Origin of the sequence: Mesorhizobium sp. M0621, from assembly GCF_040320745.1 — a bacterium.
In the GTDB taxonomy this organism is placed as follows: domain Bacteria; phylum Pseudomonadota; class Alphaproteobacteria; order Rhizobiales; family Rhizobiaceae; genus Mesorhizobium.
On the sequence record NZ_JAMYQF010000034.1, the window covers coordinates 27,286 to 48,610 of the forward strand.

A 21,325-nucleotide genomic window follows, 5' to 3' on the forward strand; every position below is an offset into this window, starting at 1 on the left:
AGGATTTCGCGGTCGCGAGCCGAAAATAAAAGCACCGTGTGTTGTCGCCGAGCAACGCTGCCTCTGGTTGCAGGCGCCGCCGGGCATATCAGCCTCCGGTTCCCGGTTCCGCCTTGGCCGAAGCGAAAAGCGCGACGGCATTGGTTATGCTCTGGGCCGCCTTGCCCCGCCAGTCGGCGTTGAGCAGCTGCGCCTCGTCCTTGGCGTTCGAAAGATAACCGAGTTCGACCAGTACGGATGGCACATCTGGTGCTTTCAGCACCTTGAAGCCCGCCGAACGCTGCGGATTGTTGATCAGGCCGACGCTGGTCGACAACTGGCCGACCAGTGTGTGGGCGAAACTCATCGAGAAATTGTGCGTTTCACGGCGGATCAGGTCGATCAGGATGTCGGTGACTTCCTTGCTGTCGTTCTTGATTTCCATGCCGGCAAACTGGTCGGAGAGGTTTTCCCGGTCGGCAAGCGCCTGCGCCTCGGGATCCGAAGCCTTGTCGGAAACCGTGTAGACGGTGGCGCCGCGAATGCCCTTGACGCTGATCGTGTCGGCATGGATGGAAATGAGCAGGTCGGCCTCGTGCTGCCGGGCAATGCGCACGCGGTCGTCCAGACGCAGGAATTCGTCGGTGTTGCGCGTCATGAACACATCGTAATTGCCGACGGCGGCCAGTTTGTCGCGCAGCTCCGTGGCGAAGGCGAGCGTGACGTTCTTCTCGATGGTGCCGTTCAGGCCCTCGGCCCCGCCGTCGATGCCGCCATGGCCTGGGTCGATGACGACGGTGAAGCGATGGCCCGGATTGGAGACCGGTCCGGTGCCGATCCGCCCTCCCTTGTCGGTCGAAACGGTCGATCCGGTGGTCAGCGCCTGATTGGCAAGTGCGGCATCGAACTCGCGTGCGGACGCCGCCGACATGTCGATGGCAATGCGGTAGCCGGTTCCATCCTCGTTCTTGAGCACATCGAGCTTGTCGACGGCGAAGGGGCCCTTGCCGGTGATGATCAGCCGCGAAACGCCCTCGCCGAGCTCGCCCAGGCGTACGCCCTTGACCAGGCCGCGTGCCTTCAAATCCTTGGCGTCAATGGCGAATCTCGTATTGGCAAGATCGAGGACAAGCCGGTTGGGACCGCGCAGCAGGAACCATTTGATATCGGGCTCACGGTCGAAATCCATGACGATGCGCGTCTTGGTGGCATCGCCGGCCATCTTGTAGCCTTTTGCCACAAGTGGAGCGTCGGCGGCATTGGCGACAGAGGAAAAGGCAGACGAGATCGCCAGCAGCAGCAAGAGGCAGAAAGCGGCCAGAACCCGGCCGCCAACACGACATCCCTTGTCTGTGAAGTCTGCCAGTCCCATCTCTCTTCCAGTCGCTCCCGGTTTGGCGCCAGGCGCCTGGTCGTTTCGTCGAAGTGCCGGTTAGGCCGCGAACTCGATTAACGATTGGTATCCAGAGAAGGTTAACCAAGCCTTTTCATGCAAGGGTCGGTAGCTGTACTTACGTTACGGAACTGCTTTTTGCCGGCATCGGAAATCGGGGTTGCCTTCCACCCCGCCAAATCATAAAAGCGATGGTGGATCACTGCAATCCTGGAACCGCCCTCCTCCGCAGCTTCCTGCTACAGGGTCAGATGAAAAAGGCGGCTCCTTTCGCTTCACGCGAAAAGGGTTCAGGTGATCGCGACGAATTTCGCAGGTGTGCGCCCGTGGCGGGGGAATCGCCTGCGTGAGGAAAACGGCCGGGTTTGTTCCCGCGCCGGCTCTGTATGAGCAAACAAGCTGGTCCGGTTCGTCCGGGCTTTGGTTCAAAAGGTTCTGCTGGTGACGATGGCTTCAAGCGCAATCATGGAAAGGTCCGCATCAAACCGCGCCAGTATGGCTGCGGGCGGCACCGCCATGGCGCTCAAGCGGCGGCCGGCGGACATCCAGATATCCGGCACCCACATTGCAGACACGCAGCAGCAGGCTTTGCCTCGCAAGCTGCGGCTGACGGCTGCCGGGAGGAAACGAAATAATGCCCAACAAAATGCTGATAGACGCCTCCCACCCGGAGGAAACACGCGTTGTCGTCGTTCGCGGTAATCGTATTGAAGAATTCGACTTTGAATCCCAGGACAAGAAGCAGCTCAAAGGAAACATCTACCTAGCCCGTGTAACGCGCGTAGAGCCCTCCCTTCAGGCAGCCTTTGTCGAATATGGCGGCAACCGTCACGGTTTTCTCGCCTTCAGTGAAATTCACCCCGACTACTACCAGATTCCGGTCGCCGATCGTCAGGCACTGCTGCGCGCGGAAGCGCAAGAGGCCGAGGACGAGGAGAACGAGGACGGCGACGGCGATGATCGCCAGAGCCGCGATCGTGGACGGCGCGGCCGCCGACGCGGCGGCAAGCCCCGCGACCGCGGTGAGCACAAGCGCGATGCAGCCGATTCCGGCGAGGCAAGCGACGCTGCCGACGAGACAAGCGACAATGGCGCCGATGCTGGTGCCGAAGACATCTCCCACACATCCGAGATCATCGAACATGCGGCCGATACGTCGGAACATGCCGATGCGTCCGGACATGGCGAGGATTCCGCCGATCCGGACGAAGTCGAAACCCGCGAAGGCGGTCCGACGTCGATCGCAGCCTCCGTCGAAGCCGATGTGATTTCCGAATCCGTCCCGCAGGCCGAACAGGGCAGCGAAGCGACGTCAGGCGACAATGATCGCGGCATGCTTGAGGAGGTTCAGTCCTCGCATCCGGATGATCACGAGGTCGAATCGGTCGGCGCCGAGGACGCGCTGGAAGAAGTGCGCAACCGCCGCAAGCCGGTGCGCCGCCAGTACAAGATCCAGGAAGTGATCAAGCGCCGGCAGATACTGCTGGTGCAGGTCGTCAAGGAAGAGCGCGGCAACAAGGGTGCGGCGCTGACCACCTATCTGTCGCTTGCCGGTCGCTATTCGGTGCTGATGCCGAACACGGCCCGCGGCGGCGGCATTTCGCGCAAGATCACCAGCGCGGTCGACCGCAAGCGCCTGAAGGAGGTCGTTGCCGATCTCGAAGTGCCGCAAGGCATGGGCGTCATCCTGCGCACCGCCGGCGAGAGCCGCACCAAGGCGGAGATCAAGCGCGACTACGAATATCTGATGCGGCTTTGGGAAAATGTCCGCAGTCTCACCTTGCAGTCCACGGCCCCTGCCCTGGTCTATGAGGAAGGTAGCCTGATCAAGCGTTCGGTGCGCGACCTCTACAACAAGGATATCGACGAGATTCTTGTCTCCGGCGAGGAAGGCTATCGCGAGGCCAAGGACTTCATGCGCATGCTGATGCCGAGCCACGCCAAGGTGGTTCAGCCGTTCCGCGACACGACGCCGATCTTCGTGCGCAACGGCATCGAAGCGCAGCTCGACCGCATGCTGCAGCCGCAAGTGACGCTGAAGAGCGGCGGCTACATCATCATCAACCAGACCGAGGCGCTGGTTGCCATCGACGTCAATTCGGGCCGCTCCACCAAGGAGCACTCGATCGAGGACACCGCGCTCCACACCAATCTGGAGGCGGCCGAGGAAGTCGCGCGTCAGCTCAGGCTGCGCGATCTCGCCGGCCTGATCGTCATCGACTTCATCGACATGGAGGAGAACCGCAACAACCGCTCCGTCGAGAAGCGGCTGAAGGATCACCTCAAGAACGATCGTGCGCGCATCCAGGTCGGCCGTATCTCGCATTTCGGCCTGATGGAGATGTCACGCCAGCGCATCCGCGCCAGCGTGCTGGAATCGACCATGAAGCCCTGCCCGCATTGCGGCGGCACCGGCCATGTGCGCTCCGATTCGTCGGTCGCGCTGCTGGTGGTGCGGGCGATCGAGGAATTCCTGCTCAAGGATTCGCGCAGCCACATCACGGTGCGGACGCCGGCGGCGACCGCGCTCTATGTGCTCAACCACAAGCGCGGCACGCTGGTGGAACTCGAAAGCCGCTTTGGGCTGACGATCACCGTCGAGGCCGACGATTCTGTCGGTGCGCAGCACTATGCGATCTTCCGCGGCGCGCTGGCTGAAAAGCCGGAAGGCTTTGTCGAGTTGCGCAGCCTGCCTGCCTATGTCGAGCCGGAAGAGCCCGAGGACGAGATTGTCGTCATCGAGGAAGACGACGAGGCGCCGGTGCAGGCCGAACAGCCACGCCAGCAGCAGCCGCAGCAACAACCCCGACCTGCCGCCGGTGGCGAGGAAGGCGAAGGTCGCGACCGCAAGCGTCGCAAGCGTCGCAGACGTCGCGGCGGCAAGGATCGCGACCGCGAACATGGCGCGGCAACGGACGGTGCTTCCGTCTCGACACCAGCCAATGAGTTCTCCGATTCGGCCGCCAGCGATAGTGACGCGGAAGCGGACGAGGACGCCGCTGTTGGTGTTGCCGAAACCTCCGAAACGGTTGAAGCTTCGGACGAAGGCCAGGGCAAGAAGCGCCGGCGCGGCAAGCGCGGCGGCAAACGCAATCGCCGTGAAGATGGCGAAGGCGAAGCCGAGGCAAGCGCTGGCGAGACAGCCGACGCGTCTGAAGGCGAAGTCTCCGCAACCGAGGTGATCGCTAGCGAGCCGGCAATCGCCGCACCAGTCGAAGAGCCGGTGGCGCTTGCTCCGGCCAACGACGACACGCCGGCAACAGAGAAGCCGAAGAAGCCACGCCGTGCCGCCAAGCCGAAGAAGGCCGCGGCCGAGGTCGTCGCCGAGGCGCCGGCCGCCGAGGTGGAAGCACCGGTCGAGACGCCGGCCACTGCGTCCGACGAGGCAGCGGCTGTCGAGAAGGCACCAAAGGCCCGCCCGTCGCGACGCAAGGCGGCGGCCGCGGATGCGCCAGTCGTGCCGGTGGTGTCTTCGACCGTAGCCGAAGAAGCGGCCGCGAAAACCGAGGACAAGCCGAAGCGTGCGGGCTGGTGGCAGCGGAAGGGCTTTTTCTAAGTCTTTCAGTCGCTTGAAGTGATTTTCTGACAAATAAATCCCGCGCTGTTTTGAAAGACGGCGCGGGATTTTTGGTAGCGAGGGGCTGGTTTCCCCGCCCCGGTTCTTCGTTGGCCTATCTGTTCTTGCCTGGCAAGTCCGACGTGGTCGTCGTCGAGCAGTTATTACAGTCGGTGTCGCCCTGCTTCACCTGACCATGTGGTCCTGAAGTCGTGGTGGTCGTTGTCGTCGTGCCACTGTTATCCGGGTTAGCGCTGTCATTTGTTTTTCCGCCATTTCCCTGTCCGGATGTGGTTGACGTATCGCTGTCAAATCCATTCTTCACGGCAGACGCGGGAGCGGACGCTGCGAGTGCGAGTGCCAAAGCCGCCGCGAACGTAAGGAGCGTTTTCATCTATTCCTCCACTGAGAAGCCCAAAAGCGACCCATCTTTTTTGAGAGGCCGCATCTTTTTTTGAGAGGCAGAGGCACGTGAGAGGCAGAGGCACGGCCTGATGCCGCAAAGAACCATGAGACTCTTCCAGCGAGGTCGGGTCCATTCTCTATTCGATAGTATTATGGTTAATGGCCCGGAACTGATCGAACGATATATGTCGTTCGGGTTAGGCGGTGCCGCGGCAGGCGCTGTGGGCATTCGCCGGCAATCTAAGATTCCAAACTGACCCACTGCCAATTTTTCAGATCTGGCGTTCCGATCCGCCGCGAAACGCTCGCGCTTCTCTATGCATGTCGTTGTCCCAAACCACTGCGCACTTCTGGGCGACATGCCTCAAGGCGCGAAGATCGACCAGTTCATCATCCTGGCCAGCTTTTCCAGTGCGATCGATCCCAGCTTGGAATTGCCGTTGGCGTTGAGACCTGGCGACCAGACGGCAAGCGACGCCACGCCCGGCACGATGCCCAATATGCCGCCGCCGACGCCGCTCTTGCCGGGGATGCCGACGCGGAAGGCGAAATCGCCGGAGCCGTCATAATGGCCACAGGTCAGCATCATGGCGCCGCTCGACCGATACCACGGAATGCCCGGTCGCCGGGTTCTTGCCGCCATTGGCGAGGAAGCGGCCGGCGAGCGCCAGTTGCCGGCAACTCATGGCAATGGCGCAATGGTGGAAGTAGACGCCCAGCGCCAGCTCCGGCGCATGGTGGAGATTGCCGAAAGATTTCATGTAGTTGGCAAGCGCGAAGTTGCGATAGCCGGTGGCCCGTTCGGACGCCGCGACCTCGCGATCGATAATGATCGTCTCGTCATCGGCGAGGAACTGGATGAAGCGCAGGATTTCGCCGATCGCCTCGCGTGGCTGGTGGCCAGCAAGCAGGATGTCGGAAATAACGATGGCGCCGGCATTGATGAACGGATTGCGCGGAATGCCGTTCTCATGCTCGAGCTGTACGATCGAGTTGAACGGATTGCCTGACGGTTCGCGCCCGACCCGCTGCCACAGCGCGTCGCCGACATTGCCGAGCGCCAGCGTCAAGGTGAACACCTTAGAGATGCTCTGGATCGAAAAGGCCTGCTCGGCGTCGCCCGCCATCAGCACGCGGCCGTCATTGGTGACAGCGGCGATGCCGAATTTCTTCGGGTCGACCTTGCCCAACTGAGGAATGTAGGTGGCAACGTCGCCACGATCGCTGCGTTCGGCCATTTCAGCGGCGACTTCGGCCAATGCCTGTTCAAGTTTGGGGGCCTGTTCAAGTTTGGGGGCCTGGTCAAGTTTGAGGGCCTGCTCGAGTTCCGGCATGGCGCTACCTCAACCAGCGTTCAATGCGTGTCATTGCCTCGACCATGTCGTCGTGGCTGCCGGCATAGGAAAACCGCATCATCCGGTGCCCCGCCTGGATGTCGAAGTCGCGGCCGGGCGTTGCCGCGACATGCGCTTCAGCCAGCATTTTCCGCGCGAAGGCCATGCTGTCGTTGGTGTGCCGGGTGACATCGCAAAAGGCGTAGAAGGCGCCGTCCATCGGGGCCGCCAGCGGAAAGCCGAGTTCCGGCAGGCGTTTCATCAGGAGTTCGCGATTCCGGGCGTAGCGGCTTTTCACCGCTTCCAGCTCCTCAGTTGCCTTGAACGCCTCGATGGCGGCGATCTGCGACAGTTCCGGCGGCGAGATGTAGAGGCTCTGGGCGATGCGCTCGACCGGCCGCACCAGCTCTTCGGGCAGCACCATCCAGCCGATGCGCCAACCGGTCATGCAGTAGTATTTCGAGAAGGAATTGATCACCGTCACGTCGCCTCCGTAGGCAAGCGCCGTGGTGTCGGGGGCGGAATAAGCCAGCCGGTGGTAGATCTCGTCCGAGATGACGGCGATGCCGAGTTCTTGTGCCGTCCTCACCAGGGCCGCCAGTTCATCGGCCGGTATGACCGCGCCGGTCGGATTGGCCGGGCTTGCGAACAGAACGCCCTTCAGCGGCTTTTCACGATGCGCCGTTTCCAGATGGCCGGCATGCAGATAGGCCGCGTCGCCGAGTTCGATCTCGACCACCTCGATGCCGAGTGCGGCCATGATGTTGCGATAGGCGGGATAGCCGGGTGCAGCAATGGCGACGCGATCGCCTGGATCGAACATCGCCAGGAAGGCGAGATTGAAGGCGGCCGACGATCCGGTGGTCACAGCGATCCGGCCGGGCTCGATATCAAGCCCATAGTGATCAGCGTAGTGTTCGGCGATCGCCTTGCGCAAACCTGCCAGTCCCAGCGTATCGGTGTAACCGATGCGACCTTCCTGCAAGGCCTTGGCCGCCGCCGCGCGAACCAGAACCGGTGCGGGATCGGAGGGCTGGCCGACGGCCATGGAAATGACCGGCACGCCTTGCGCCTTCAGCCGGTTTGCCTCGGCCAGAATGTCCATGGCATGGAAAGGCTCGACATTGCCGCGGCGTGAGAGCGAAACGACCATTTTATCCCTATTCCCGACGATCAAGCGCGCCAAGCACTGGCGCATGCGCCGCACAAATGCCCGATTGATGTGAGGATCACAAGTTGAGGAAGTTTCCGGCGCCGACTTTTCATCTTTCGCCCGCTCGTCTACCAGTGGACCCATCATGTTGAGCCGACCCAAATCGACGATTGCCCAAGCTGCGCGCGTCTTCGCGACGCTTTCGCTCGGCGTTGCCGTCGCAGTGGCAAGTTCGGTTAGCGCTTTCGCCCAGAACGTGCCGGTGGTACGCGACGCCGAGATCGAGGCGCTGGTGCGCGATTATGCGCGGCCGATCTTCAGGGCGGCGGGCCTGGCAAATGACGGCATAGACATCGTTCTTGTCAACGACCAGAGTTTCAACGCCTTCGTCACCGGGCGCCGGCTGTTCATCAACACCGGCGCGCTGATGACGGCCGAAACGCCCAACGAGATCATCGGCGTCATTGCCCACGAAACCGGCCATATCGCCGGCGGCCACCAGCAGAAACTGCGCGACCAGCTCGAACGCGCCAAGACGATGGCCATCATTGCGACATTGCTTGGCGCCGGCACCATCGTCGCCGGTGCGACCACCAACAGCCGCGGCCTCGCCGGTGCGGGCATGGGCGTGGCGGCCGGCGGCGGCGAGATGGCGCAGCGCAGCATCCTCGCCTATCAGCGCACAGAGGAGATGACGGCCGACCGCTCGGCAATCACCTATCTCAACGCCACCGGCCAGTCCGGCATGGGCATGCTGAAGACGTTCCACCGCTTCCAGACGGCGCTGTCGCTTTCGGGCGCGCAAGTCGATCCCTACCGGATCAGCCATCCGATGCCGCAGGACCGCATCGCCAATCTCGAAGTGCTGGTGAAACAGAGCCCCAATGTCGACAGACTGGACTCGCCGGCGCTGCAGCAGCGTCATGACATGATGCGGGTGAAGATCGCCGTCTACATGGGTGGCCAGGCCGCTGCGTCGCGGCTGATGCGAAAGATGCAGGGAACGCTGGCCGCGCAGTATGGCGACGCCCAGTCGACCTACCTGTTCGGCAACATCGCCACCGCGCTCGCCAAGACCAATGCGCTGATCAAGGCGCAGCCGAAGAACGCCTATTTCCAGGAACTGCGCGGCGATATCCTGATGAAGGCAAACAAACCTAGGGATGCCGCAGACGCCTATGCCAGGGCGGTCAGCCTCGATCCGGCACGGTCCGGCTTGTTGCCTGTCTCCCTTGGGCAGGCGCTGATGGCCGTCGGCACGCCGGACTCCTTGAAAAAGGCCGTGGTGCAGATCAACAACGGCCTCGGGCGCGACAAGGAAAATTCGGCCGGGTATCGCTATCTGGCGCAGGCCTATGGCGAGCTGGGCGACATACCGGGCGCCGAACTCGCCACCGCCGAAGGCCATTTCTATTCCGGCAACTATAAGGATGCGAAGATTTTCGCCATGCGGGCACAGCAAGAGATGAAGCGCGGCGAGCCGCGCTGGCTTCGCGCCCAGGATATCATAAACTACAGGCCGTCAACCAAGATCAAGTGAACCTTCCGGCCGCGCGCCACGACACAGCCAGACCGGAAAACAGGTAGAAGGAACGGAACGATGAAAAAGGCACTGCTGCTGGGCACCACGGGGGTTGCGGTCGCTCTTGCCATGCTGGCTTTCGGATTCGTGGCAGGGAACCCGCAGATTGCCAAGGCAGGTACAGCGCAGCCGGTCGAGACGGCGGCCGCCGACACCAAGATCGACCGCACCGAGGTCGAAGGCATCATCCGCGACTATCTGCTCAAGAACCCGGAAGTCCTTCTGGAGGTCCAGGACGCGCTTGAGGCCAAGCAGAAGGAAGAGCAGCGTATCGCCCATCTCGGCGTGATCAAGAACGCCAAGGACCAGATATTCAACTCCGCCTTCGACGGTGTCGTCGGCAATCCGAACGGCAAGGTCACCATCGTCGAGTTCTACGACTACAATTGCGGCTTCTGCAAACGCGCCATCGACGACATGAAGGCGCTGACCAAGACCGATCCGGATTTGCGCTTCGTGCTCAAGGAATTCCCCATCCTCGGACCGGATTCGCAAAAGGCGAGCGTCGTCTCGATGGCCTTTCACCTGATGCACCCGGAAAAATACGGCGAGTTCCACAATGCGCTGCTCGGCGGCCAGGGGCGCGCCACGGAGGCAGCGGCCATCAAGGTCGCGCTGTCGCTCGGTGCCGACGAAGCAGCGCTGCGCGAGAAGATGAAGGATCCCTCGATCACCGAGACCTTCTCCAAGACCTTCGATCTTGCCAACAAGCTGGCGATCACCGGAACGCCATCCTATGTCGTCGGCAACGAGGTCGTGTTTGGTGCGCTTGGGCAGGAAGTGCTGGCTGAAAAGATCGAGGCGGCGAAGGCCGCGCTCTGATCTTGCTCGCGAGCATATTTCTCACGGGCACATTTCCACCTGTTGTGGACAGTGAAAGAACGCACTTGCGCTCTTTCCGCGGGCGTCTATGCCCATTATAGAGGGCCCAGAGCGCCGGCTTGATGTCGGCGCCGGGAAAGGTCGGCTTTTTTGAAAACGGTTTTCGTCCTGAACGGTCCCAATCTCAACGCGCTCGGCAAGCGCGAGCCGGGCATCTATGGCGGCAAGACACTTGCCGCCATCGCCGACGACTGCAAGCAGGCCGGCACGGCACTTGGGCTTGAGATCGATTTCCGCCAGTCGAACCATGAGGGCGACCTTGTCGACTGGATCCAGGAAGCCGGCGACAAGGCTGTCGGCATCGTCATCAATCCTGGCGCCTACAGCCACACGTCGATCGCCATCCACGACGCCATCCGCGCTGTCGCGCCATTGCCGGTGGCCGAAGTCCATCTTTCCAACATCCATGCGCGGGAACCATTCCGCCACGTCTCCATGGTCGCGCCGGTCGCCGTCGGCATGATCTGTGGCTTTGGGCCGCTCGGCTACACGCTGGCATTGCAGGCGCTGGCAGCACGCCTATGACCGGCCAACAAACAGAAGGCTCGAAAATGTCGATAAAGAAGACCGGTGTTGACCAGCAGCTGATCCGCGATCTGGCGGGCATACTGAACGACACCAACCTCACCGAGATCGAGGTTGAACTGGGTGACCTGAAGGTGCGCGTCTCGCGCCAGGCGCCGGCGGTTCACGCGATCGCAGCGCCGCAGCAGGCCTATACGCCGGCACCAGCGCAAGCTGCCGCCGTTGCCATGCCCGTCGTAGCGGACCTTTCCAAGAATGCGGTCACCTCGCCGATGGTGGGCACCGCCTATCTGGCGCCGTCGCCCGACGCCAAGGCGTTCATCGAGGTCGGCCAGAAGGTCAAGGAAGGCCAGACGCTGCTCATCATCGAGGCGATGAAGACAATGAACCAGATCCCCTCGCCGCGCACCGGCACGGTGACGGCGATCCTGTTCGAGGATTCGCAGCCCGTCGAATACGGCATGCCGCTTGTCGTGATCGAGTAGAGCGGGCCGGATGTTCCAGAAGATCCTCATCGCCAATCGCGGCGAAATCGCCCTCCGGGTCCTGCGCGCCTGCAAGGAACTCGGCATCCAGACGGTGGTGGTGCATTCGACCGCCGACGCCGACGCCATGCATGTGCGGCTCGCCGACGAGAGCGTCTGCATCGGCCCGCCGCCATCGCGCGACAGCTACCTCAACATCCATCAGATCGTCGCGGCCTGCGAAATCACCGGCGCCGATGCCGTGCATCCGGGCTACGGCTTCCTGTCGGAGAATGCCAAGTTCGCCGACATCCTGGCTGCGCACAACATCACCTTCATCGGCCCGACCGGCGACCACATTCGCATCATGGGCGACAAGATCGAGGCCAAGCGCACTGCAAAGCGCCTCGGCATTCCGGTGGTGCCCGGTTCGGACGGCGCGGTTACCGATCAAAAGGAAGCCAGGCGCATTGCCGCCGAGATCGGCTATCCCGTGATCATCAAGGCATCCGCGGGTGGTGGCGGGCGCGGCATGAAGGTCGCCCTTACCGAGGCCGACCTCGAGGTCGCCTTGCAGACAGCGAGCACCGAAGCTGGTGCGGCCTTCGGCGACGATGCCGTCTACATCGAGAAATACCTGGAAAAGCCGCGCCATATCGAGGTGCAGGTGTTCGGCGACGGCTTTGGCCACGGCGTCCATTTCGGCGAGCGCGACTGCTCCTTGCAGCGCCGCCACCAGAAGGTCTGGGAAGAAGCTCCCTCGCCGGCCCTCAATGCCGAAGAGCGAGCCCACATCGGCGGCATCTGTGCCAAGGCCATCGCCGACCTCGGCTATTCCGGCGCCGGCACGATCGAATTCCTCTACGAGAATGGCGAGTTCTATTTCATCGAGATGAACACGCGCCTGCAGGTCGAGCATCCGGTGACGGAAGCGATCACAGGCATCGACCTCGTGCACGAGCAGATCCGCGTCGCCTCCGGCGGCGGCCTTTCGGTGAAGCAGGAGGATATCAAGTTCAACGGCCACGCCATCGAATGCCGCATCAACGCCGAGGATCCACGCACCTTCACGCCCTCGCCCGGCACGATCACCCACTTCCACACACCGGGCGGCCTGGGCATCCGCGTCGATTCCGGCGTCTATTCCGGCTACAAGATCCCGCCCTATTACGACAGCCTGATCGGCAAGCTGATCGTGCATGGGCGCAATCGCGTCGAGTGCATGATGCGCCTGCGCCGCGCGTTGGACGAATTCGTCGTTGATGGTATCAAGACGACATTGCCGCTGTTTCGCGATCTCGTCGGCAATGCCGACATCGCCAATGGTGATTACGACATCCACTGGCTGGAAAAATATCTGGCCAAGGAAGAGTAGCGCGGAGACGCGATGACCCGTCCTTATGCGCCCGGCTATCGCATCCCCACCGACCTTCTGCTCAAGGCCTATGCCTCGGGCGTCTTCCCGATGGCCGAAAGTGCCGGCGACCCGGAGGTATTCTGGGTGCGGCCGGAGACGCGCGGCATCATTCCGCTCGACGATTTTCACACGCCGAAGAGCCTCAGGAAAACGATCAAGAAGCATCCTTTCGACATCCGTTTCGATTTCGATTTCGAAGCCACGATCGATGGCTGCGCCGAAAAGCGCGCGGAGCGCCGGTCGACCTGGATCAATGCGCCGATCCGCGAAGCCTATGTGCAACTGCATCGGATAGGGCATTGTCATTCGGTGGAGGCGTGGCGGGAGGACCGGCTGGTCGGCGGCCTCTATGGCGTGTCGCTTGGCCGGGTCTTCTTCGGCGAAAGCATGTTCGCCAGGGAGACGGACGCCTCCAAGACCTGCCTTTTTTACCTCGTCGAGCGGTTGAAGGCACGAGGCTTCGCGCTGCTTGATACGCAGTTCACCACCGAGCACCTGAAGCGCTTCGGCGCGGTCGACGTGCCGCGCGGCAAATATGAGAAGATGCTGGCCGAAGCGCTGAAGGGGGAGGCCGTATTCTATCCCTGACGATGGAGCCTCTTACTTCCCGGCCGCGGCGTCCAGCGGCGTCTGCGCATGGAACATCATCTTCCAGCCATTGACGCGATGGACGTAGCCGGTGCTGACCAGGGCCGCGTAGGGTTCGCCGCTCTCGCGCGTGGCATGTGCCTCGTAGGTCAGCATGACGATGTCGCTGCCCGGCTCGATAATACCCTTGAGGTCGATCTTCAGGTCCCGCCAGCGGTTGGGCTTGGTTGCTGTCTTGGCGAGATCGGCATTGTCCATCGCCTTGGCCATCTGCGGAAATGCCACCAGGCATTCGGTGTCGGCATTGGCGGCGTAATAGGCCGCGTCGCCGGTCCAGAACCCCTTTTCGAGTTCGAGCAATTCTGCCTTGCCGGCAGTGATCCGCTTGCTGTCTGACATCGGAAAATCCTCCGTGCGCAAATGCGCGATCGTCCGTGGTCCAACGCATGGTCGCCAGGACGGTTCCGAAGGATCAGTTGGGGTCGGTCGTCGTCTCGGGTTCCGTGGCATCCGGCTGTGCCACATCCGGAGTGGCAGCAGGCTTCGGCTTGGCCGCGGCGGGCTTTGAAGCATCGGCTTTGGTCGCGCCGGCCTTGGTGCCGTCAGGTGCCGGCACGTCGGACTTCTGCTTGCATTCCTTCAGCCAGACGTCATAGACGGCATGCTCGACGGCGTTGAGGCCGGGGCTTTCGGCAAACATCCAGCCGGTAAAGATGCGGCGGATCTTGCGGTCGAGCGTGATCTCGTCGACCTCGACGAAGGAATCCGTCTTTGGCTCTTCGCTCTGCGGCCGCGAATAGCAGACGCGTGGCGTCACCTGCAAAGCGCCGAATTGCACCGTCTCGTCGATATAGACATCGAAGGTAATGATGCGGCCGGTGATCTTGTCGATGCCGGCAAACTCGGCGACAGGATTGGTGATCCGCTCCGATCCCGCGGGCGGTGCCGGCGCCGGTGCGGCAGGTTCAGGCGAAGCGGCAAATGCCGCAGTGCCGACGGCAAGACCGGCGGCTAGCGTCAGACTGGCCATCGATGTCAGGTTGAAAAAGCTCATATAGGGATACCGGTGGTTCGCGCCCGGGTGATTCTGTCGATCGCCAAGGCTAGTCGCCGTTTTCTGATCAGCAAGCAGCTAAACACCAATTGTGGCGATAAAGGACCGGCCTGCACCCTGTCGCTACGACCCGGGCGTCCAGGCGTCGTAGTCGCCGGTGACCTGCGGACGATGCTGATTGGTCAGCACCGAGCCCTTCGGGCGATAGGCCGCCGGCGTGCCGGTCAGATTGGGCTGGTGCGGCTTCTGCCAGTCGCGCGGCTTGTAGTCTTCGCTCGCCGGTGCGACGTCGACCCGATGATGGATCCAGCCGTGCCAACCAGGCGGTATGGCGGAGGCTTCCGAATAGTTGCGGTAGATGACCCAGCGCCGCGTGCGGCCTTCCGAATCGATGCCGCCCTCGTAATAGATATTGCCCGTTTCGTCCTGACCGACCTTCTTGCCATGCCGCCAGGTGTGCAGGCGCGTTCCCAGCGTCTGGCTGTTCCACCAGGTGAAAAACTGCGTCAGGAAAGTCTTCATCTTCAGAACCCTCGCGCCGGCAGCGCCCGTTTCCTGCTTATGGCGTCAGGCCTTGCCGAAGGCAAGGCTTTTGCCACGGGGACAGCGCAAATGGCTTGCCGGAAACCCGACACAAGCCGGTGATCCTCTCGATCGCAGGGATGCGCGCTTGCCAAGCCTTTGCGGTCTTTCTAAAGCTCTGCGCGCGCCTGCGGATATCCAACCCGGCAGCAGGCCGAAGGAGGTGACGATTGGCCACGGAATTGCCGACCACCGACATCCGCATCAGCGCCGAGCTGATTCGCCGCCGCAAGGGCGGCACACCGATCGTCTGCCTGACCGCCTATACCTACCCAGTGGCCCGCTTGCTCGACGAGCATGTCGATCTGCTTCTGGTCGGCGACAGCGTCGCCATGGTGCTGCATGGCCATAAGACGACGCTGGGCGCCTCGCTGGAGATGATGATCGCGCATGGGCAAGCGGTGATGCGCGGCTCGGCCAGGGCCTGCATCGTCGTCGACCTGCCGGCCGGCACCTATGAGGCTTCGGCAACGCAAGCCGTCGCTTCGGCACGGCGCGTTGCTGACGAAACCGGCTGCCAAGCGGTGAAACTCGAAGGCGGCGTCGATATGATCAGGCAGATCGCGGCCATCGTCGCCGCCGGCATTCCGGTCATGGGACACATCGGCCTGCAGCCGCAATCGGTTGAAAAAGATGGTGGCTACAAGATCAAGGGCCGCACCGAGGAGGCTGTTGCGGCTTTGCTTGACGATGCGCTTGCGGTCGAGAACGCCGGCGCTTTCTCGGTGGTCATCGAAGGCACGGTCGAGACGGTCGCCGCCGATATCACCCGCCGCATCGCCATTCCAACCATCGGCATCGGCGCCAGCGGCGACTGCGACGGCCAGATCCTGGTCATCGACGACATGGTCGGGCTGACCGTCGACCGCGTGCCGAAATTCGTCAAGGAATACGCCGATCTTCGCAGCGTGATCTCGCATGCCGCCGAAACCTATGCAGCGGAGGTGCGGAGCCGGACATTCCCTGGTCCCGGCCACGTCTTTTCGGCGACAAACAGCCGGGATGACGCATGAGCCGGTCGGTGGTCGTCGACAGCGTTGCAGCACTTCGCACGCAAATCCATGATTGGCGGCGCGACGGCCTTCGTATCGCCATGGTGCCGACCATGGGCGCACTGCATGACGGGCATAGCTCGCTGGTCAGAATCGCGCTCGAAAAGGCCGATCGCTGCGTCGTGTCGATCTTCGTCAACCCGACACAGTTCGCGCCGAGCGAAGACCTCGACAAATACCCGCGTCAACTCGCCCGCGACCTCGACCGGCTGGGTGTCGCAAAGGCCGACCTCGCCTTCACACCGACGGTTGGCGAGATGTATCCTGCCGGTTTCGCCACTAAAATCTCGGTCGGCGGGCCCTCCGCCGGGCTCGAATCGGACTTTCGGCCGACCTTTTTCGACGGCGTCGCCACCGTGGTGGCAAAGCTTCTGCTGCAGGCAATGCCCGATTGCGCGATCTTCGGCGAGAAGGACTACCAGCAGCTTTGCGTCGTCAGGCAGCTCTGCCGCGACCTCGACCTGCTTGTCGAGATCATCGGCGCACCGACGATCCGCGACGCACATGGTCTCGCCATGTCGTCACGCAACGCCTATCTCGATGAAACCGAACTCAAGATCGCCCGCCAGTTCAACGTGATATTGCGCAACACGTCAGTGGCCCTGGCGGCAGGCGCCGACCGGGACGATGCAACCGAAGAGGCCAGCCGCGCCCTCATCGCCGCCGGTTTCCAAAAAGTCGACTATGTCGAGGCACGCGAAAGCCTGACTCTCGCGCCATGGCGTCGAGATCGCGAGGGACGCCTGCTCGCGGCGGCCTGGCTCGGCAAGACCAGGCTGATCGACAATGTGGAGGTTTCTTCCACCTAGGACGGAGGTCGATCAGGAACCTTCCGGGCAGTCTGGCAGTCTGGCAGACCGGCAAGTTCGGCAAGATTGCCAACCTCAGACGCAGTCCATCGGCATCGCTGCTTGCTCCAGTCTACATTTCTTCCTTTCGACCGCCGCTCCTGACAAAGAACTGCCCAACGAGGATCCCGACAATGCCAGCGCAGGCTTTCACGAGTGCATCGGCAAAGTGCGCGTGGCGACCTGGATCAATGATCTGAAGCAGTTCCAGTATGCCAGCGGTCACAGTCACAAAAATCACGGCTTGATACAGTCGGTTGGGGAAGCCGAGTGCCAGGGCGAAGCCCAACAGGACATAGGCCAGGGCGCGTTCAACATTCGCTTCGGCGAGGTGCGGCCGCATCTGGATCGGCGACAAAGTTGCGAAAATGATGATGGCGAGCAGCGCCAACGCTACGGTGCGGGACAGTTTGGTCATGTCCTTGCATATCCGTCGTGAGCCGGCACGGCAAATGCCGGGATGACGCATGGCCGGATCCGCCGAAGAAGCCCGGCGGCAGCCTATCCGAGCGGCTTCTCGAAATTCAGCGTCGTCGACCTTGAGGCCTCGGGGGAATCTGCGGCGGTGCCGACGGGCAAAAACCCCTTCGATCGGTAGAAGGCGATGGCGCTGCCATTGACCTCCTCGACCTCGACGCGCAGCACTCGCGCTTCCGGGAAACTGGCCTCGACCTCGTCGAGTAGTGCTTGCCCGATCCCGCGCCTCTGGCAGTCCGGATGGACGTAGAGCTGGTTCAACAGGATGACCTTCGCATCCGCGGTGGCGGCGGCGAAAGCCATGCCGCCGATCCGCTTGCCATCATCGGCCACCAGGAACTCCGAGTTCGGCCGTGTCAACCGCGAACGGAGCGAGGCAATCGAGTGCCATTCATCGGTGATCTCGGTCACCTTGGCAGTGCCATAAAGGGCGTCATAGGTCGCATGCCAGGTCTCGACCAGCAGCGTCCGCACTGCGGCAAGGTCGCGCTCTCCGGCGGTGCGAACGAACACCGCCCTACTCGATGCCCAGCTTGGCCTTGACGAGGTCGTTGACCGCTTGCGGATTGGCCTTGCCGCCGGTCGCCTTCATCACCTGGCCAACGAACCAGCCCGCCATGCTCGGCTTGGCGCGCGCCTGTTCGACCTTGTCGGGGTTGGTAGCGATTACCTCATCGACAGCCTTCTCGATGGCGCCGGTGTCGGTGACCTGCTTCATGCCACGGCTTTCGACCAGCTGGCGCGGATCGCCGCCCTCGTTCCAGACGATCTCGAACAGGTCCTTGGCGATCTTGCCGGAGATGGTGCCATCCTTGATCAGATCGATGACAGCGCCGAGCTGATCGGGCGAAACCGGAGCGTTTTCAATGTCCTTGCCGGCCTTGTTCAATTGCCCGAGCAGATCGTTGATGACCCAGTTGGCGGCGAGCTTGCCGTCGCGACCGGCGGCGACCTTCTCGAAATAATCGGCGATCGGCTTTTCCGACACCAGGATCGAGGCGTCATAGGTCGACAGGCCGAGCGACGAGATCAGTCGCGCCTTCTTGTCGTCGGGCAGTTCCGGCAATTCCTTCGCCAGCGCGTCGACATAGGCCTGGTCGAACTCCAGCGGCAGAAGATCCGGATCGGGGAAGTAGCGGTAGTCGTGCGCCTCTTCCTTGGATCGCATCGATCGCGTCTCGCCCTTGACGGCGTCGAACAGCCGCGTTTCCTGGTCTATCTTGCCGCCATCCTCGAGGATGGCGATCTGCCGGCGCGCCTCATACTCGATGGCCTGGCCGATGAAGCGGATCGAGTTGACGTTCTTGATCTCGCAGCGCGTGCCGAACTCGCCGCCCGGCTTGCGCACCGAGACATTGACGTCGGCACGCATCGAGCCTTCGTCCATGTTGCCGTCGCAGGTGCCGAGATAACGCACGATGGTGCGCAGCTTGGTGACATAGGCCTTGGCTTCGTCAGCCGAGCGCATATCTGGCTTTGAGACGATCTCCATCAGCGCCACGCCGGAGCGGTTGAGGTCGACATAGGACATGGTCGGATGCTGGTCGTGCATCGACTTGCCGGCATCCTGCTCCAGATGCAGCCGCTCGATACCGACCTCGATGTCCTCGAATTCGCCCTGGCGGTCGGGACCGACCGAGACGATCACCGTGCCCTCGCCGACAATAGGCTGCTTGAACTGCGAGATCTGGTAGCCCTGCGGCAGGTCAGGATAAAAATAGTTTTTCCGATCGAAGACCGACTTGTGGTTGATCTGCGCCTTCAGCCCAAGGCCGGTGCGGATCGCCTGCTTGACGCATTCCTCGTTGATGACGGGCAGCATGCCCGGCATCGCCGCGTCGACCAGGCTGACATTGGCGTTGGGTGCCGCGCCGAAAGCGGTCGAAGCGCCGGAAAACAGCTTTGCTTCCGAGGTGACCTGCGCATGGACTTCGAGACCGATGATGATCTCCCAGTCGCCGGTGGCGCCGGAAACAAGGCGCTTGGCGTCGGGCGTGCGGGTGTCGATGAGGGACATTGTGGCCTGCGTATTGGAACTACGGATTATGCGTTTACGCATATTTTGGTGTGCAACTTCGCTAGTGCAAACCGTTCAACGAGACAAGCGCAAAGCCACGGACTGGCCTTTTCAGCCGCTTTCGCCTATAGGACGCTCATCCCAATGGAGAGTGGATGTCCACTTACGCTCAGTCCCGGTAAGGCCCTGACCTCCTAGCGAGGCAGGGCAGAAGACCTGAAACCCCGTGCCGCGAAGCTTCGCGGCGGCGGCATTTTCTGTTTTCCCGGAAACTCTCCCATGGATATTTCGCGCATTGAACAGCGCATCCTGCACCTGCTCGCGCAGGGCGGACGCATTGAAATCGAAAAGAACGAGAAAAAGCGGATCGCCTCCGTCAAATGCCTGACCCGTGATGGCTGGCATTATCCGGGCGTCGATCTCGACATGTTTCGAAAGCTGAAGCGGAAGAAGGCCGTTTCTTCGTCGGGCGGTGGACCCTATCGCATCACCCGGCGCGGACTGGAACTCGTCCGTTCCGAACTCGACAACAGGTAGATACGGCTCCGCCGGTCGGTTCTCCGGCCGGCGGTTCCTTGTCACCGCTCAGGCGGTGGCGATATAGGCCCTGATCTCTTCGGCCTCGCGCTCGACGTCCTCGATGCGGCGCTTGACCACGTCGCCGATAGACACGATGCCATCGAGCATGCCGTCCTTTTCCACCGGGAGATGGCGGAAACGGCCTCGGGTCATGATTTCCATCACCTCGTTGACGGTGTGGTTTTCGTTGCAGATCTTCACCTTCGGCGTCATTGCCGAACGCACGGCGATATCGAGCGCGGCACCGCCTTCCTTAGCCAGAACCCGCACAATGTCGCGCTCGGAAAGAATGCCGACGATCTTGTGATCGCCATTGGTGATGACAAGCGCGCCGATCCTGTGTTCGGACAGAATGCGAATGGCTTCGCTCAGCTTTTCGTTCGGCCCGAGCGTCAACACGTCATGGCCTTTTTTCTCGAGAATTGCCTTCACCGTCATGGCGTCCTCCTCTGCTTTTGCCTGCCGGTTCCTGCCCTGACCGGCCTCACATAAGAGTGAACATCGTGCGCCGTGATCGGTTGCATTTCAAGTGCGGTGGTCTGTGGTCTCCCATTCCGGTGCCTGCCACCGTCTGTCGAACCAGCGCAGGCCGAAGAACCCGGCGACAAAGCCGCCAATATGGGCTTCCCACGCGATCTGGCCCTCTACTCCCGGGGCAAAGCCAAGAAGACCGGTGGCAAGATTGATGATCATCCACACAGCGAGGAAGATCACGACGCCGCGCAAGCGCAACACGAATGCGATCGGCAGCACCGGGCCGGCGAAGGCGACCTTGTCGGCCAAGCGGTCGGTGCGGAAACCAAACCGCGCCGCAGCCCCCATCATGCCTGATATGGCTCCTGAGGCACCGACCAGCGGCGCCTCTCCATACGGATGCACCGCCCAGAAAAGCGCGACCGAGGCCAGTCCGGTCACGGCGAAGAACAGCGCGAACCGGAGCGCGCCCAGACGATTAGCCAATGGCGAACCAAAGGCGGCGAGCCAGACCATGTTGATGGCAATATGGGCAAAGCCGCCATGCATGAAGGCATAGGTGAACGGCCGGGAAAAGAGGAACCAGTCGAAGCCGTATTGCCCGGTATACAGGACAGGGATGAAGGCCCCGTCGTACAGCAATGTCATCTGCTGTGCGTCGTTCAGCACATATTGCTGCAGCAGATAGACGGCGACGCAGATACCGATCACCGCCAGCACGATGGGCGGCAGGTTGAACACCGGCTCGCGCCGCGGGGGTGGCGCGTCGTCCATCGGTTCCGTTTCGGAAGGGTCTGCCGGTTCGCTCATGCGCATCTGGTCCAGGATTCGATGCGCGTCCTTTAGAGCAAGGATGCCCGGGTTGGAACAATTCTGTTTCTCAAACAGCGAGCGCCCGGCACACCATCGTCTTCATTTGCTACGAAACCGAAAGGAAGCGAAGCGGAAATGCTCCGGGATTTGA

Annotated in this window: 21 protein-coding genes and 1 pseudogene; 10 read left to right on the forward strand and 12 right to left on the reverse strand. The window is 62.0% G+C overall.

The window, feature by feature from the left end; translation table 11 throughout:
- Positions 1 to 88: 88 nt before the first annotated feature.
- A complete protein-coding gene (locus NKI38_RS21650) occupies positions 89 to 1,351 on the reverse strand; it encodes an N-acetylmuramoyl-L-alanine amidase (RefSeq protein WP_352660424.1) in 1,263 nt (420 codons plus the stop codon).
- Between the two features lie 655 nt (positions 1,352 to 2,006).
- Between NKI38_RS21650 and NKI38_RS21655 the strand changes: the two genes are divergently transcribed.
- Positions 2,007 to 4,928: an Rne/Rng family ribonuclease gene (locus NKI38_RS21655; RefSeq protein ID WP_352660427.1), complete on the forward strand. Its 2,922-nt coding sequence runs from the start codon at positions 2,007 to 2,009 to the stop codon at positions 4,926 to 4,928.
- Between the two features lie 115 nt (positions 4,929 to 5,043).
- Here NKI38_RS21655 and NKI38_RS21660 read toward each other — a convergent pair whose 3' ends face one another.
- The 3 genes and pseudogenes from NKI38_RS21660 to NKI38_RS21670 form a co-directional block, all read right to left on the reverse strand.
- On the reverse strand, positions 5,044 to 5,322 hold the full coding sequence (locus NKI38_RS21660; protein WP_352660430.1) for a hypothetical protein: 279 nt from the start codon (positions 5,320 to 5,322) through the stop codon (positions 5,044 to 5,046).
- A 375-nt stretch (positions 5,323 to 5,697) separates the two neighbouring features.
- A pseudogene (locus tag NKI38_RS21665) lies at positions 5,698 to 6,571 on the reverse strand (glutaminase).
- Between the two features lie 100 nt (positions 6,572 to 6,671).
- A complete protein-coding gene (locus tag NKI38_RS21670; protein WP_352660433.1) occupies positions 6,672 to 7,820 on the reverse strand; it encodes a pyridoxal phosphate-dependent aminotransferase in 1,149 nt (382 codons plus the stop codon).
- Positions 7,821 to 7,965: 145 nt separating this feature from the next.
- On the opposite strand from NKI38_RS21670, the gene NKI38_RS21675 reads away from it, so the two are divergent.
- The 6 genes from NKI38_RS21675 to aat all read left to right on the forward strand — a co-directional run bounded on the left by NKI38_RS21675 (position 7,966) and on the right by aat (position 13,278).
- A complete protein-coding gene (locus NKI38_RS21675) occupies positions 7,966 to 9,360 on the forward strand; it encodes a M48 family metalloprotease (protein ID WP_352660436.1) in 1,395 nt (464 codons plus the stop codon).
- Positions 9,361 to 9,420: 60 nt separating this feature from the next.
- Complete coding sequence (locus tag NKI38_RS21680) at positions 9,421 to 10,224, forward strand: DsbA family protein (RefSeq protein ID WP_352633495.1); 804 nt, start codon at positions 9,421 to 9,423, stop codon at positions 10,222 to 10,224.
- Positions 10,225 to 10,374: 150 nt separating this feature from the next.
- A complete protein-coding gene (gene aroQ, locus NKI38_RS21685; protein ID WP_292186858.1) occupies positions 10,375 to 10,809 on the forward strand; it encodes a type II 3-dehydroquinate dehydratase in 435 nt (144 codons plus the stop codon).
- A gap of 26 nt (positions 10,810 to 10,835) precedes the next feature.
- On the forward strand, positions 10,836 to 11,294 hold the full coding sequence (gene accB, locus NKI38_RS21690; protein ID WP_352660439.1) for an acetyl-CoA carboxylase biotin carboxyl carrier protein: 459 nt from the start codon (positions 10,836 to 10,838) through the stop codon (positions 11,292 to 11,294).
- 10 nt (positions 11,295 to 11,304) lie between these two features.
- The gene (gene accC / locus NKI38_RS21695; RefSeq protein ID WP_352660442.1) at positions 11,305 to 12,648 is read left to right on the forward strand and encodes an acetyl-CoA carboxylase biotin carboxylase subunit; all 1,344 of its coding nucleotides are present in this window, start codon (positions 11,305 to 11,307) and stop codon (positions 12,646 to 12,648) included.
- A 12-nt stretch (positions 12,649 to 12,660) separates the two neighbouring features.
- Positions 12,661 to 13,278, forward strand: coding sequence for a leucyl/phenylalanyl-tRNA--protein transferase (aat, locus tag NKI38_RS21700; protein WP_352660445.1), 618 nt, complete (start codon positions 12,661 to 12,663; stop codon positions 13,276 to 13,278).
- Positions 13,279 to 13,290: 12 nt separating this feature from the next.
- Here aat and NKI38_RS21705 read toward each other — a convergent pair whose 3' ends face one another.
- The 3 genes from NKI38_RS21705 to NKI38_RS21715 form a co-directional block, all read right to left on the reverse strand.
- Positions 13,291 to 13,677 carry a hypothetical protein gene (locus NKI38_RS21705; protein WP_352660448.1) on the reverse strand — a complete coding sequence of 129 codons (387 nt, stop codon included), beginning with the start codon at positions 13,675 to 13,677 and terminating at the stop codon, positions 13,291 to 13,293.
- 73 nt (positions 13,678 to 13,750) lie between these two features.
- Positions 13,751 to 14,332 (reverse strand): DUF2155 domain-containing protein, encoded by a 582-nt coding sequence (locus NKI38_RS21710; RefSeq protein WP_352660451.1) that lies wholly within the window; start codon positions 14,330 to 14,332, stop codon positions 13,751 to 13,753.
- Between the two features lie 123 nt (positions 14,333 to 14,455).
- On the reverse strand, positions 14,456 to 14,854 hold the full coding sequence (locus tag NKI38_RS21715; protein ID WP_352660454.1) for an NADH:ubiquinone oxidoreductase subunit NDUFA12: 399 nt from the start codon (positions 14,852 to 14,854) through the stop codon (positions 14,456 to 14,458).
- A 230-nt stretch (positions 14,855 to 15,084) separates the two neighbouring features.
- Here NKI38_RS21715 and panB point away from each other — a divergent pair, with 230 nt between their 5' ends.
- Both panB and panC read left to right on the forward strand, forming a co-directional pair.
- Positions 15,085 to 15,927, forward strand: coding sequence for a 3-methyl-2-oxobutanoate hydroxymethyltransferase (gene panB, locus NKI38_RS21720; protein ID WP_352660457.1), 843 nt, complete (start codon positions 15,085 to 15,087; stop codon positions 15,925 to 15,927).
- Entirely contained in the window at positions 15,924 to 16,775 is an 852-nt protein-coding gene (gene panC / locus NKI38_RS21725) for a pantoate--beta-alanine ligase (RefSeq protein ID WP_352660460.1), read from the forward strand. Before panB ends, panC begins: the two co-directional genes overlap by 4 nt.
- 112 nt (positions 16,776 to 16,887) lie before the next feature.
- On the opposite strand, the gene NKI38_RS21730 is transcribed toward panC, so the two are convergent.
- From NKI38_RS21730 to gatB, 3 genes are all read right to left on the reverse strand, one after another.
- Positions 16,888 to 17,232 (reverse strand): VanZ family protein, encoded by a 345-nt coding sequence (locus NKI38_RS21730; RefSeq protein WP_352660463.1) that lies wholly within the window; start codon positions 17,230 to 17,232, stop codon positions 16,888 to 16,890.
- An 83-nt stretch (positions 17,233 to 17,315) separates the two neighbouring features.
- The gene (locus NKI38_RS21735) at positions 17,316 to 17,804 is read right to left on the reverse strand and encodes a GNAT family N-acetyltransferase (RefSeq protein WP_352660466.1); all 489 of its coding nucleotides are present in this window, start codon (positions 17,802 to 17,804) and stop codon (positions 17,316 to 17,318) included.
- Between the two features lie 4 nt (positions 17,805 to 17,808).
- On the reverse strand, positions 17,809 to 19,308 hold the full coding sequence (gene gatB, locus NKI38_RS21740; RefSeq protein WP_352660469.1) for an Asp-tRNA(Asn)/Glu-tRNA(Gln) amidotransferase subunit GatB: 1,500 nt from the start codon (positions 19,306 to 19,308) through the stop codon (positions 17,809 to 17,811).
- A 279-nt stretch (positions 19,309 to 19,587) separates the two neighbouring features.
- Between gatB and NKI38_RS21745 the strand changes: the two genes are divergently transcribed.
- Positions 19,588 to 19,845, forward strand: coding sequence for a YjhX family toxin (locus tag NKI38_RS21745; protein WP_023759402.1), 258 nt, complete (start codon positions 19,588 to 19,590; stop codon positions 19,843 to 19,845).
- Between the two features lie 48 nt (positions 19,846 to 19,893).
- Here NKI38_RS21745 and NKI38_RS21750 read toward each other — a convergent pair whose 3' ends face one another.
- Together NKI38_RS21750 and NKI38_RS21755 are read right to left on the reverse strand one after the other, a co-directional pair.
- Positions 19,894 to 20,325, reverse strand: a complete 432-nt coding sequence (locus NKI38_RS21750) for a CBS domain-containing protein (protein WP_023759403.1) — start codon at positions 20,323 to 20,325, stop codon at positions 19,894 to 19,896.
- Between the two features lie 87 nt (positions 20,326 to 20,412).
- Positions 20,413 to 21,171 (reverse strand): rhomboid family intramembrane serine protease, encoded by a 759-nt coding sequence (locus tag NKI38_RS21755; protein ID WP_352660472.1) that lies wholly within the window; start codon positions 21,169 to 21,171, stop codon positions 20,413 to 20,415.
- Positions 21,172 to 21,325: the final 154 nt, after the last annotated feature.

Coding starts and splice junctions, on each gene's coding strand:
- NKI38_RS21750 (WP_023759403.1), bottom strand. CDS start 20,325: ATGACGGTGAAGGCAATTCTCGAGAAAAAAGGCCATGACGTGTTGACG.
- NKI38_RS21675 (WP_352660436.1), top strand. CDS start 7,966: ATGTTGAGCCGACCCAAATCGACGATTGCCCAAGCTGCGCGCGTCTTC.
- NKI38_RS21755 (WP_352660472.1), bottom strand. CDS start 21,171: ATGAGCGAACCGGCAGACCCTTCCGAAACGGAACCGATGGACGACGCG.
- NKI38_RS21670 (WP_352660433.1), bottom strand. CDS start 7,820: ATGGTCGTTTCGCTCTCACGCCGCGGCAATGTCGAGCCTTTCCATGCC.
- accC (WP_352660442.1), top strand. CDS start 11,305: ATGTTCCAGAAGATCCTCATCGCCAATCGCGGCGAAATCGCCCTCCGG.
- NKI38_RS21745 (WP_023759402.1), top strand. CDS start 19,588: ATGGATATTTCGCGCATTGAACAGCGCATCCTGCACCTGCTCGCGCAG.
- aat (WP_352660445.1), top strand. CDS start 12,661: ATGACCCGTCCTTATGCGCCCGGCTATCGCATCCCCACCGACCTTCTG.
- NKI38_RS21650 (WP_352660424.1), bottom strand. CDS start 1,351: ATGGGACTGGCAGACTTCACAGACAAGGGATGTCGTGTTGGCGGCCGG.
- NKI38_RS21660 (WP_352660430.1), bottom strand. CDS start 5,322: ATGAAAACGCTCCTTACGTTCGCGGCGGCTTTGGCACTCGCACTCGCA.
- NKI38_RS21730 (WP_352660463.1), bottom strand. CDS start 17,232: ATGACCAAACTGTCCCGCACCGTAGCGTTGGCGCTGCTCGCCATCATC.
- NKI38_RS21705 (WP_352660448.1), bottom strand. CDS start 13,677: ATGTCAGACAGCAAGCGGATCACTGCCGGCAAGGCAGAATTGCTCGAA.
- gatB (WP_352660469.1), bottom strand. CDS start 19,308: ATGTCCCTCATCGACACCCGCACGCCCGACGCCAAGCGCCTTGTTTCC.
- accB (WP_352660439.1), top strand. CDS start 10,836: ATGTCGATAAAGAAGACCGGTGTTGACCAGCAGCTGATCCGCGATCTG.
- NKI38_RS21655 (WP_352660427.1), top strand. CDS start 2,007: ATGCCCAACAAAATGCTGATAGACGCCTCCCACCCGGAGGAAACACGC.
- panC (WP_352660460.1), top strand. CDS start 15,924: ATGAGCCGGTCGGTGGTCGTCGACAGCGTTGCAGCACTTCGCACGCAA.
- NKI38_RS21680 (WP_352633495.1), top strand. CDS start 9,421: ATGAAAAAGGCACTGCTGCTGGGCACCACGGGGGTTGCGGTCGCTCTT.
- NKI38_RS21710 (WP_352660451.1), bottom strand. CDS start 14,332: ATGAGCTTTTTCAACCTGACATCGATGGCCAGTCTGACGCTAGCCGCC.
- NKI38_RS21715 (WP_352660454.1), bottom strand. CDS start 14,854: ATGAAGACTTTCCTGACGCAGTTTTTCACCTGGTGGAACAGCCAGACG.